At 60.3% G+C, this 12,339-nt stretch carries 9 protein-coding genes and 1 pseudogene; 1 reads left to right on the forward strand and 9 read right to left on the reverse strand.

Translation table 11 applies throughout. The features are described from left to right. Nucleotides 1-27: 27 nt before the first annotated feature. The 9 genes and pseudogenes from J5J10_RS15510 to J5J10_RS15550 all read right to left on the reverse strand — a co-directional run bounded on the left by J5J10_RS15510 (nucleotide 28) and on the right by J5J10_RS15550 (nucleotide 11,117). Nucleotides 28-273, reverse strand: coding sequence for a hypothetical protein (locus J5J10_RS15510; RefSeq protein WP_211930544.1), 246 nt, complete (start codon nucleotides 271-273; stop codon nucleotides 28-30). Nucleotides 274-295: 22 nt separating this feature from the next. Continuing rightward, nucleotides 296-2,218, reverse strand: coding sequence for a hypothetical protein (locus J5J10_RS15515; protein WP_211930545.1), 1,923 nt, complete (start codon nucleotides 2,216-2,218; stop codon nucleotides 296-298). A gap of 84 nt (nucleotides 2,219-2,302) precedes the next feature. Next, nucleotides 2,303-2,689, reverse strand: a pseudogene (locus J5J10_RS15520) (helix-turn-helix transcriptional regulator); the annotation flags it as partial. Nucleotides 2,690-2,918: 229 nt separating this feature from the next. Beyond that, nucleotides 2,919-4,850, reverse strand: a complete 1,932-nt coding sequence (locus tag J5J10_RS15525) for a beta-galactosidase (RefSeq protein ID WP_211930546.1) — start codon at nucleotides 4,848-4,850, stop codon at nucleotides 2,919-2,921. Further along, nucleotides 4,850-5,941, reverse strand: coding sequence for a sn-glycerol-3-phosphate ABC transporter ATP-binding protein UgpC (gene ugpC, locus J5J10_RS15530; protein WP_211930547.1), 1,092 nt, complete (start codon nucleotides 5,939-5,941; stop codon nucleotides 4,850-4,852). The genes J5J10_RS15525 and ugpC overlap by 1 nt, the downstream gene beginning before the upstream one ends. Beyond that, nucleotides 5,934-8,042, reverse strand: coding sequence for an alpha-galactosidase (locus J5J10_RS15535; RefSeq protein WP_211930548.1), 2,109 nt, complete (start codon nucleotides 8,040-8,042; stop codon nucleotides 5,934-5,936). The genes ugpC and J5J10_RS15535 overlap by 8 nt, the downstream gene beginning before the upstream one ends. Next, nucleotides 8,039-8,890, reverse strand: coding sequence for a carbohydrate ABC transporter permease (locus J5J10_RS15540; protein WP_211930549.1), 852 nt, complete (start codon nucleotides 8,888-8,890; stop codon nucleotides 8,039-8,041). The genes J5J10_RS15535 and J5J10_RS15540 overlap by 4 nt, the downstream gene beginning before the upstream one ends. Then, on the reverse strand, nucleotides 8,890-9,798 hold the full coding sequence (locus tag J5J10_RS15545) for a sugar ABC transporter permease (RefSeq protein ID WP_211930550.1): 909 nt from the start codon (nucleotides 9,796-9,798) through the stop codon (nucleotides 8,890-8,892). Before J5J10_RS15545 ends, J5J10_RS15540 begins: the two co-directional genes overlap by 1 nt. 86 nt (nucleotides 9,799-9,884) lie before the next feature. Then, the gene (locus J5J10_RS15550; RefSeq protein ID WP_211930551.1) at nucleotides 9,885-11,117 is read right to left on the reverse strand and encodes an extracellular solute-binding protein; all 1,233 of its coding nucleotides are present in this window, start codon (nucleotides 11,115-11,117) and stop codon (nucleotides 9,885-9,887) included. A 149-nt stretch (nucleotides 11,118-11,266) separates the two neighbouring features. On the opposite strand from J5J10_RS15550, the gene J5J10_RS15555 reads away from it, so the two are divergent. Then, nucleotides 11,267-12,190 (forward strand): helix-turn-helix domain-containing protein, encoded by a 924-nt coding sequence (locus tag J5J10_RS15555; protein ID WP_208552531.1) that lies wholly within the window; start codon nucleotides 11,267-11,269, stop codon nucleotides 12,188-12,190. Nucleotides 12,191-12,339 lie beyond the last annotated feature (149 nt).

Consider the following 12,339-nt stretch of genomic DNA (forward strand, 5'->3'; position numbering starts at 1 on the left):
GTTCGGTGTCTGAACCTGTTTTCTTGATCAGGTGTCGTATCGGCCGGAGAACGGCACGCTGTCATATCGACCGGCGAATGCATCATCCTGATCGGTGACGGTGACTGCGAGATCCACTCCCGCGGTCAACACGGCACTGTGGGAGCGAGCTTCGGTGCTGTATCCAAAGGGCGCCTCCACGGACGACGGCATGGCGGTGACGGTTCCTGCTTCGAAATCGACGAACCAGTAGCCCTCTTCGCCGCTGACACCCAGAACTACAAATTTTGCCATAACACCATCTCCAATGTTTGCATTATTGAAATCCGGCCCTCTTAAGGCCTTCCCGGTATTGCTCTCGTTGCCAGTTTTCCTTCACGGGCATGATCGAGAGCCATTTCTCCACCTCGAAGTCAGGATAGAATTCCATCGTTCGACGCATGAGTGCGCGCGCCTTCTTCTGATCTCCGAGCATTGCCCAACACGCTGCCGCAAGCCGGGTGATCGCGGAGCTATCTTCCATCCTGTCGATGCATGATAGCGCGGTTTCATACCGCTCGAGACAGTAGTTGGCTCCAGCAGCCGTCCACCAGTACACGTCGGGGCACAAGGGATTGAGATCGATCGCGCACTCGATCTTTTCGAGCGCGCGGTCCGGCTCGGAGGCGTGCACCAGCGTGTCGGCATAGTCGGCTATGAGATCGGCGTGCGATGGTGCGATATGTTCGGCCTCCTCGAAGACTTCGAGACTTTCATCAAAGGCACTATGATAAAGTTTCACGACACCCAGTTGATGGTAACCACCCGCATTGCCAGCATCGGTACGGATTGCGTCAAGCGCATGATGCTCCGCCGAGCGAAGTAGGTCGCCATCCCCGCGCGCGGTTACCAGCCATTCAAGATGTTCCGTCCGGGAGAGGCCGCTAAATGCGCTGGAAAGCGTAGGCGCCTCGTTGAGGGCAGAACGAAACGATCGCTTTGCGCGCCGTAGGTTCGGCAGGTCGATCTTCTTTAGGTGATATTGGCCCAGCAAGTAGTGCTGATAGGCGTCTGGCGCAGCAACGAAACGGATCTTGCGGAACTCCTGCTGCTCCACCTGATCCGCGGTCGCCGAGACGATCCGCTGTACGATGTCGCGATACGAGCGGCTCAGTTGTCCCGCGGACAGATCGAAACGTTCCGCCCATACGAGATGATCATTGTCGACGTCGGTGAGGGACGCAAACAGCATTGCGGCATCACGTCCGGAGCCAAGCCTGGTCTCTAGCGCGTATGCGACGTTGTGCTTTCTGTAGAGTTCCGCGGTGGGCTCCCCCTGAAGCGCTACCCGACGGGCGGTGTGGGAGGCGACAACGGAAACGGAGCGTGCGCGACACAACCCGATGGTGACGTCATCCACCAGAGCGCCGGCGAGGCGACCGTCAATGTCCGCGACCGGGCCGGGCGGAACAAGCAGTACGCGAGGCAGGTTGGCGAGACTGCCGGCGGGTCGTGTGGCCGGCGGGACATGCTCGTCCTGAGCCCGAACCGTTGGCTTAACCGTAGAAACAGCAGCGGCTCGAACAGGCAGGTCCAGATCGCGTCTCAACCGGTCCTGGTACTGAGCCGTCAGGACGCGGGCCTGGTTATGCTGACCGGTGAGCGCGTAGAGCGAGAGTAACGCTTGGAACGCCTCTTCATTGTGGCGATCAAGCGCAAGGACATGATTTCCGGCATCCCTGAGCAGAGTCGCGTGAGTTCGCGCATCGTTGCGAGCAAGCGCAGCTGCGAGCGCAGCCGTCATTTTTTTGATCTGAGTCGAACGTTCGGCTTCCACCCACAGGTTGGACGCCATCGAGTTCATCCGGCAGCCATCGAGAAAGGGACCCTTCACGATAAGCAGATAATTTCTCAACGCGTTGATCGGGTCGCGATGATCCACAGCCTCGAATTCGAGTAGATCGCAGTTCAGACCTTCAGCGTTCAAACGGATGTCTGGACCATCCGCGGCAAAAAGAGAAGCGGTCCCCGATCCCTGCCGTTGTCTGGTGCGTGCCAGCATCTGGCGCAAATTCGCAAGGCTGTCGGCCTGCTCGTTCTCGTCCCACAGGAATTCGGCTAGGGCGGCTCGCGAAATCGTCCGCAAGCCACGACTTATAAGATAGGCCATCGCGACGATGGCCTTCTCAGGCAGGTTCACCACCTCTCCCGCCGGACCGCGAACGACCGGCGTGGAGAAGGTCGCTACTGTCAACCCCATCCGCGCCCCCCGACGTCGTTGTTATTGTGGCATTACCTTCGCATCGCTTTTTACGCTCGATTCGGCAACTTCAACAACCTCTGCCGTATCTGCTGGGCCGGCCAATGATTTGGCTAGAGAAATCAACGCTCGCCGAACCTTTGGATCATCGATAGCCAGAAACGCGCGGTTCAGCTCCAGCCCCTCGCTTGAAGAGACGAAACGGGTGAACCGGTCGCTGAGCAGCGGAGAGGATTCGACAGGTCCCGATGCGCCTTCTCCCTGTTCGAAAAAGTATGATACGGGAACCTGCAGGATCGTCGCAATCGCCTGAAGCCGTGATGCGCCGACGCGATTGGCGCCCTTTTCATACTTCTGTACCTGCTGGAACGTGATGTCGAGCTGATTGGCAAGGCGTTCCTGGGAGAGGCCGAGCATGCTTCTCCGAAGGCGTATGCGGGCACCCACATACGCATCAATTTCATTCGCCATTCTTGCCATTGAACTTCCTTTACAACTGCATGTTTCGATTTGCTTGTGTTACTTTAGCGCGAGAACATGAGCTTGTACAAGTGATCATGCGCGTTTGATCGAGGAAGTTTGGTACTTCCTCGATGTTCTGCCGCGATGGTAAAACGCTGATATCCGTCTGACATTCGAAGCTTAAGCTTTAGGGAGCACCGCAAAGCCAGGCCGACAGACTTGGGACGCAAGATGAGGGTTAAATGCGCCAGGCGGTCAGCGCCTGCGGCTTCAGTACACTCTCTCCGAGCACGGGATCCGCGTCTTCGGGGAGCGCCCAGTCTTCCGTCCCGTAGTTGAAGGCAAAGACGAGATTGCCGCGGCGTCTGATGCGGATGAAGTCGGGCACGCGCAGCGTCGCGACACCGGCCTTCTTGGTGGCGAGTTCCAGCACTTCGGCGAGAAGCCCGGCATCGGCCCAGCAGGCGAGATAGAGCACATCGCCTTTCTCGGTCAGCGCCGGATCGCCGTTGTCGAAGGTGGCGAGCACCGAGGCCGAGGTCTCGACATATTCCCGCCAGCGGATGGCAGAACCCGCAACCGCGCCGGATACGCTAGCCGAGAGCCCGGGACGCAGGGAGGAAACCTGCACCACGCGATTGCCCGTCAGATCGCCAAGCGGTCCCGGCGGCAGGTTTTCCGGGATGCGGAAATTGCGGTCGCGTGAACCCGTGCGGGCGCCGATCACGACAACACCCTTAGCCGTTTCGAGCTCGGCGCGCACTGCCTCGGTCACTTCCGTCATGCAGGGCACGACAACCAGCGGATATCCCTTGAGCGATGCGCCCGGACGGACGAAATCGACATTGAGGCCGAGATGGCGCAGCGCCTCGTACCAGCGGAAGCAGAGTTCCTCGTAGCGGAAATCCTTGCCCTGCGGCTGGATCATCGTCGACCAGTAGCTCTGATAGTCGAAGACCAGCGCCACGGGTGCCTGGCTCGTTTCTGGAAGCGCGCCCAGCGCCGCCAGCTCCTCCGACACCTGCATGGCTTCGCGGCCGCCCGGCGACCATTCGTCGAGGCCGGGCAGGTTCAGACCCGCATGCATCTGTTCCTGCGCAAACGGTGCCTGGCGCCAGCGGAAGTAACTGACAACGTCGGCCCCATGCGCGAGCGCCTCCCAGGTCCACAGACGCACCATGCCGGGCTTCGGCACGGGGTTCCACGGCGCCCAGTTCACCGGACCCGGCTGCTGCTCCATCACCCAGAAGCGACCCTTGCCAACAGCGCGGTAGAGATCGTGGTGATAGGGCGCGATATCGGGATGCGACGTCTCGGCCCAGCGATTGCGCTCTTCCTCGGTGAAGGGAAACTTCTCCACGAAGCCGATCGGATAGCTGTCCCAGGAGGCGAGATCGAGATTGTCGCCGACCTTGAAGTGGTCGAAGTCCGACACGAAGCCCATGAAATTATGGGTAATCCAGCGACCGGGCGAATGCTTGCGGATGATCTCGCACTGCATCTGGTCGTAAGCCGCGACCTGATCCGAATGAAAGCGCCAGAAGTCGAGACGCGTCGCCGGGTTCGGCTCGGTCACCGTCAGGTTCGGCAGCGCAACGTCATCGAAGCTGGTGAGCTCCATCGACCAGAACACCGAACCCCAGGCTTCGTTCAACTGGTCCGTCGACTGGTAGCGCAGCCGGAGCCAGCGCTTGAAGCTCTTCAGATCCTCCGGTCCCCAGGAGAGCGTGGTATCATGACAGCCGTATTCATTGTCCGTCTGCCAGCCGACGATGCCGGCATGGGTCCCGTAGCGCTCGGCGACGATCTCGACGATCCGCGCGCTCTCCTTCCACCAGGTTTCCGATGAAAAGGTGTAGTGACGCCGCGATCCGAAGCCGCGGGGGCGGCCCTGTTCGTCATAGGGAATGATATCGGGGCATTCGTCCACCAGCCACTTCGGCGGGGTAGCCGTCGGCGTGCCGAGCACGACCTTGAGGCCCGCTTCATGCAGCACGTCGATCGCGCGGTCGAGCCATTCGAAGGTGAAGGCACCGCGCGAGGGCTCCAGACGGGACCAGGCGAATTCACCGATGCGCACGAAGGAAATGCCGAGTTCGCGCATCCGGCGCGCGTCGGTTCGCCACCGGCTTTCGTCCCAGTGTTCCGGATAGTAGCAGACGCCCAACATTATCGTGTCAGATCCCCATTGACGACGGCCTTGCCGTCCTTGTCGAACAGATGGCAGGCCTTGGCATTGATGCCGAGGCGCAGCGTCTGGCCGGGCTTCTCACTTGCCAGACCATCGGCCTTCACCGCAAGCTCCGAGCCATCGGCAAGCGTGACGAAGAACAGCGTCTCAGACCCCAGATATTCGGCCAGCTTCACGGTCGCCTCGATGACGACATCGCCCTTGCCGGTTGCGTCGATGTGCTCGGGCCGCAGACCAAGGGTCAGGTCGCCGGCCGGAACGCTCGCCTCATGCGTCGGGATCGAGATATCGGCACCGGGCAACCGAACCACGGCAGCGCCGTCGCCAGCCGAAGCCTGAACCTTCAGGAAATTCATCTTCGGCGAGCCGATGAAGCCGGCAACGAAGAGATTGTTCGGGCGGTGATAGAGTTCGAGCGGCGAACCGACCTGCTCGATCTTGCCGGCCGACAGCACGACGATCTTGTCGGCCATGGTCATGGCCTCGACCTGGTCGTGGGTCACGTAGATCATCGTCGCCTTGAGATCCTGATGCAGCTTGGAAAGCTCGGTGCGCATCTGGACGCGCAGCGCCGCATCGAGGTTCGACAGCGGCTCGTCGAACAGAAAGACCTCCGGATTGCGCACGATCGCGCGGCCGATCGCGACACGCTGTCGCTGGCCGCCGGAGAGCTGGCCGGGCTTGCGCTGCAGGAGCGGCTCGAGCTGGAGCATCTTCGCGGCAACGGCTGTGCGCTCCGCAATCAGAGCCTTGGGCTGGCCGGTCATCTTCAGACCGAAGCCGATGTTTTCCTCCACCGTCATATGCGGATAAAGCGCGTAAGACTGGAAGACCATGGCAACGCCGCGCTCAGACGGGCCGATGCTGGTCATGTCCTGACCACCGATCGCAAGCGACCCGGAGGTGATGTCTTCAAGACCCGCAATCATGCGCAGAAGCGTGGACTTGCCGCACCCGGAGGGGCCGACGAAGACGCAGAACTCGCCGTCCTTGACGTCGAGATCCACACCCTTGATGACGCTGAGTGCGCCGAACTGTTTCTTGACGCCACGCAGGCTCACGTCAGCCATGGGTCTTGCCTCCCTTGATCGGTTCGAGTTCGAGGAGAAGTGCACTTTCGGGCATCAGCATCGGCAGCGGCAGGCCGGCAAGTCCGGCACTGGAAAGCGCGAAACTGACACCGCCGGAAAGCAGCGCTTTCTGCCCCTCGGAGATACGGATGAATTGCGGTTCTGCCGGCAGCACGGTCTTGATCCGCCACTGGCCGCCAAACTGGGTCACGTGCTCGGGCAGACGCAGCGGCGCTGGCTGTTCGCCCACCATCTGCGGCCCCTGCGCGACGATCACCACGATCTTCTCGTCCGAAGCCGCACCCCAGACATAGCGGCCGTCGATCGGCTCCATGCGGAAATTGGCGCCCGGCGCATGGAAGAGATCGCGCAGCCGCTTGTAGGTCTCGATATAGACCTTGAGCTCGTCTCGCTCCGCATCGGTGAGTTCGAGCGGGTTGAGCTCAACACCGAGATGATAGGCGATGGCGACCAGCGCCCGGAAGGCAAGCGTATGGCGGCGACTGGTCTGATGGTTCGGCGAAGCCGAGATATGGCTTCCAAGAATTTCTGGCGGCACGAACACGGACGCGCCGCGCTGGATCTCCAGCCGCTCCAGCGCATCCGTGCAATCGGATGTCCAGACGCGATGGGTGCGCTTCAACGCACCATAATCGATACGCCCGCCACCGGAGGCGCAGCTTTCGATTTCGACATGGGGATGGGCCGCACGAACGCGATCCATAAGCGCATAGACGGCGCGCGTCTGGGCTGATGTTTTCGCCTTGCCGTCGCGACCGGCCGCATGCGTCAGGTCGCGATTCATGTCCCACTTGATGTAGGAAACGGCATGGTTGGACAACACGGCGTCGATCTTGCCGAAGAGATAGTCGGAGACCTCGGGACGGGTCAGATCCAGTACCAGCTGGGTGCGTGATTCCAGGATAGGGCGACCCTCGATCGTCAGCGCCCAGTCGGGATGCGCCTTGTAGAGCTCCGAAACCGGGTTCACCATCTCAGGCTCGAACCAGATGCCGAACTGCATGCCAAGCCCGGTCACGTGATCGACCAGCGGCTTCAGACCATCAGGGTATTTGCGGGCATCGATATCCCAGTCGCCAAGGCTTGTCGTGTCGTTGTCACGCTTGCCGAACCAGCCGTCGTCGAGCACGAAGCGCTCGATGCCGAGTTCGGCAGCGGCGGTCGCCTGGGCCTTCAGCGAGTCCATCTGGTGGTCGAAATAGTTGCCTTCCCAGGTGTTGAGCGTTACTGGACGCGGGGTTATCCGACCGCCCGGCCAGCTGATTAGCTCCTCACGCACGAAGGCATGAAAGTCTTCCGTATCCGCACCGGCATAGGCAACCGGGCTCTCATAGCTTTGACCCGGACCAAGGACGATCTCACCCGGCTCGAACAATTCGCCGAGATGCACGAGGCGCTGGCCATCATCGGTCCGGTCGATCACCATCTGGTGGTTGCCGCTGAAGCCGAGCGTGACGCCGAAGATTTGGGTCTCGCACTCGATGAACAACATCGGAAAGCGATCATGCGAGGTGCGCCCGCGTCGGTTCTCCTGGATCCAGGTGCCATTGCCGAGAAGCTCGCGCCGCGTCTGGAATTCACGTCCCCAGATGCCGGTAAAGCTCATCACCTGCAGGTCGCCAGCCGGCGCGAGGAACGTGCCGGCCATGCAGCGATCGAGCTGATAGTCCGTCTCGGCGCGATTGGTCAGCTTCGTCGCCATGGAGATCAGGCCGGACGGATGGGCCGTCAGCGTGATCGACAGCGCCAGCTTCGCCACGGAGTCGAGACCGGCAAGCACGGTCTGGTTCTGATCCCGGAAATATTCCCACTGGCCGAACTGGGCGACGAAATCACGCCCGCCGCGATGTCCGGCAATCGCCGGCCAGCCGAAGAAACCCATGCCGCCTGTCGGCAGAAGAACGGACGAGGGCACGGCCACGTCCATGCCGTTGACCCGGCTCGAGCGTTCGATCTCGAACAGCGGATCGGCTTCCGCAGGCTCCGCCCCGAAGGAGATGATTTCCGGCATGCCGAGCTCCGGCAGGCGGAGGCTTAGCGCCAGTTGCCCCGAGTCGATCGTGATAATCTTGCTGGTCATCCCTTGGTCGCTCCGAGTGTGAGGCCAGCGATGAAGTGGCGCTGCATGAGGAAGAACATGGCGACCGGCGGCAGGGCCGCAACGATCGATCCGGCAGAAACGAGGTGCCAGGCGGCAACCCACTGGCCATTTAACGAATAGAGGCCTGCCGTGACCGGCATGGCATGCTGGCCCTGCACCAGGACCGTTGCCCAGAAGTAGTCGTTCCAGACGAAGGTGAAGATCAGCACGGACAGGGCCGCGATCGCCGGACGCATCAGCGGCAGCACGATATAGCGGAAGATCCGCCACTCGGAGACACCTTCCACGCGCGCCGATTCAATCAGCGCAAAGGGCAGGCCCTTGATGAAATTGCGCATGAAGAGCGTGCAGAAACCAGTCTGGAAGGCGACATGGAAAAGCACGAGGCCCATGGTCGTGTCGTAGAGCCCCGCGCGCAGCGTCATGTCGCGCACCGGAACCATCAGGATCTGAAACGGGATGAAGTTGCCGGCGACGAACATGAAGAACAGGACGAGATTGCCCTTGAACTTGTAGACCGCGAGCGCAAACCCGGTGAGGCAGGAGAGCGCCACCGCGCCGATGACTGTCGGGATCGTCACCTTGAACGAGTTCAGGATGTAGTAGCCGATCGGCGAGTTGTTGAAGACTGCCGAATAGTTCTCGAAGCCGGCAAAGCCCGAGGGAATCCCGAAATAGTTGCCGGCCGCGAGGTCGCCTGCCGGGCGAACCGAGGTGATCGCGACACCAATCAGCGGCAGGAGCCAGAGGAAGAGGGCGACCGGCAGCAGGATCTTGTAGGCCATCTGCGCAAATGGCGAGGCCTTCTGGAGCGGGGTGGGGAACATCAGGCGTTCCTTTCCTGGGCGAGCATGCGGACGATGAAGAGCGAGATGAACACCATCATGATGAGGAACAGCACGACCGCGATCGATGCGCCGTAACCCATGCGGAAGCCGTATTCGGAAAGCGCCTGCTCATACATGAAGTAGGAGAGTACCTGACTCGACCCGTAAGGCCCGCCGGCGGTCATGATGGAGACGAGATCGAAGGAGCGCAGCGAGCCAATCACGGTCACGACCATGGCGATGAAGGTTGCCGGCGCGAGTTGCGGAAGGATCACGTACCAGAGCAGCTTCAAGCCCTTGGCGCCATCCATGCGCGCCGCTTCCACCTGCTCCGGATTGATGTTGTTGAGACCCGTCAGATAGAGGATCATGCAATAGGCCGTCTGCGGCCAGAGGCCCGCGACGATAATGCCGTAGGTGACGTATCGTTCGTCGGCGAGCACGGCGATCTGTTCGCCGAACAGCATCTCCGTGAGCTTGGCGAACAGGCCGAAATCCGGCGCGTAGAACCATGTGAACATCAGGCCGACGACGACCTGGCTGATCACGAAGGGGAAGAAGAACAGAGATTTGTACAGCCGGATGCCTGTCACCGTCTGGTTGAGGAAGAGGGCAGCGGCAAGACCCGCCGGGATCGACAGGAGATAAAGCACCAGCCATATCACGTTGTTGGAAAGCGACGTGTAGAAGGCATCGTCGTCGATGAGCTCGGCATAATTGCCGAAGCCGATCCAGGTCATCGCGCCGAGACCGTCCCAGTCGTGAAAGCTGATCCAGATGGACTCGAAAATCGGCACGAGCACATAGATCAGGAACATCAACATGCCGGGCGCCAGGAACAGGAAAGGCGCAAGCGTCTGCTGGTTTCGCTTCCAGAAACCGGACGACGAAGGAACGGTGTTGCTCATGGCGGCACCTCAGGTTGACGGGGAATGGCAACCGGATGCCGAGACTCCAGGGTCATCGGCATCCGGCGCAGGGAGGACCATGGTCCTTATTTGTGGACGCGCGCGCGAACCTTTTCGAGGCGCTCGAGGATCGCATCCAGTCGGTCAGGCTTGACCATGAATTCCTGGAAGCCTTCCATGCCGGCCTTCGCCATTTCGGCATTGGCGTCACGGTCATAGAACTGAGCGAGCGCATAGGCGTTCGATAGCATCTCGAAACCGGCGCTGAGGAACGGATCCGACGGCTTCTCGGCCTTGTTGTTCACCGGCAGCTGGCCGAGCGTCGCGTTCATCTTGGTCTGGGCTTCCGGCGAAGCGAGGTAGGCGAGGAACTTCTTCGCATCTTCCTTGTTCTTCGCGCCTGACGGGATGTGGAAGGTGTCGGTCGGCGCTTCCTCCGCCATTGGGATGCCGGCAGTGATCTCCGGGAACTGCATGAAGCCGATCTGCTCTTCCTTGAGGCCGCCGTCCTTCATCGTGGCAACGGCGAAGTTGCCCATCAGATACATGGCCGCCTTGCCCTGGACCATCTGCGGGATGGCATCCTGCCAGTCGATGGCTGCATGATTCTCGTTGAAGTAACCGGCCTTGACCAGCTCGCCCCACTTTTCGAACACGGCCTTTACGCGCGGATCGGTGTAGGGAATCTTGCCCGAGGTAAGCTCCATGTGGAACTCGTAGCCGTTGACGCGCAGGTCGAGATAGTCGAACCAGCCGCCCGTCGGCCACAGGGCCTTGGTGCCGATTGTGATCGGAGTGATGCCGGCAGACTTCAGCTTCTCGCACGCTGCCAGGAATTCGGCCCATGTCTTCGGCGGCTCGATGCCCTGTTCGGCAAAGATGTCCTTACGGTAGTAGATACCCCACTGGTAATAGGTATAGGGCACGCCCCACTTCTTGCCGTCGATGGTCATCGAGGCGGAGGCGGACTTCAGCTGTTCGTTGAAGCCGTTCGCTTCCCAGACATCCGTGACGTCTTCGAAGAGACCAGCCTTGACGAAGGGCTCCATGCGGTTGCCGGCATACCAGGCGGCGACGTCAGGCGCATCGGCGGTCAGGAAGTTGCGGATGGCGGACTTGTAGCCTTCGTGGTCGAAGTTGTTCCACTTCACCGTGATATCAGGATTGGCCTTTTGGAAATCGGCGATCAGCTCTTCCATCGCCTTTTTCGGCGCCGGATCGGAGTGGTCGGAGTTGATGACGATTTCACCGGCGAACGCGGTAGACGACAGAAGGGCTGCACCCAGAGCAAAGCTGCTCAGGCTTTTGAAAAAGGTCATGTTTTCCTCCCTATGACCGTTATGCATCGCATTGCGGAGCTTGAAGCCCCGGATCCCACCAGAGCAGATATCTCAGCTCAACTTGATAATCGGACCCAAACCCGTAATAATCTACCGAGTTTTAGCAGAACTTTTCCGGGATCCTAAGGTTGGAGCCGTTAGAAACAGAGCTTCGTGATGAATCGGTGCCGGTTCATCCCGACCACGATCCGCGCCATCCGCTTGTGATCTTCGGCGACCATCGCTTTTGCGCTGGCGAAAGCATGACCGTGCACAAGATGGCAGGGCCGCACATGCATAGCCAGATCGAGCTGAACTTCGTCCTTTCGGGCGCCATGACCTATTGGTTCGATGGTCGTGAACTGACGGTCGATGAGGGCAGGCTCTGCCTCTTCTGGGGTATGATCCCGCATCAGGTCATCGACCGGCGGGAGGGCACTCAGTTCATCTGTCTCTATGTTCCCATGTCCGTTTTTCTCGGCCTCGCCAATCTCAACCGATTTCGCGACGCTGTTTTCCGGGGCGCCATGATCGAGGCACTGGAGATTCGGTCCTATGACCGGGACATTTTCGCGCGCTGGCGCCAGGAACTGCTTGAGGGGGACCCCGATCTCATGGAGATCGTCCGCAATGAACTGACCGCCCGTGTTCTGAGAATCGAACGGGACGGTTGGCGGGATCTGCGCGAGGAAGGCTCGGCGATCGCCAGTTTTACCGCTAACGACAGCGAGCGTGTCGAGCACATAGAGCGCATGCTGCGCTTCATCGCCGAACATGCACTGGAAAACATCTCCGCGGATGACGTCGGCAACGCCGTAGGGCTTCATCCGAATTACGCCATGTCGATCTTCAAGCGTGCCGTGGGCCACACGATAAACCAGGCAATTGTCCGCCACCGACTCGACACGGCGCAATCGCTTCTGATCTCGACAGATCTCTCGATCACGGACGTTGCCTTCGAGAGCGGCTTTGGATCGGTCTCCCGCTTCTATGAGGCCTTCAGCCAGCGTTTCGTTGAAAAGCCAACTGCCTTTCGTCGCCGCATGCGGTCAAAGGGGTTGCCGACGGCTTAGGCCTTACCGGAAAGGCCTGAGACCCTCCCCTTGAGCAAAAGGGGAGGGTCAGACCGCTGACAAACCCGCCGATTTTTGCTTGGCGGGTTTTCTTGTTTTGAGGTGCGCGGTCAGGTGGTGTTTTGGTCTTAGATTTTCGTGATCTTAAT

This window comes from Ciceribacter sp. L1K23 (genome assembly GCF_018122705.1).
Lineage (GTDB): Bacteria > Pseudomonadota > Alphaproteobacteria > Rhizobiales > Rhizobiaceae > Allorhizobium.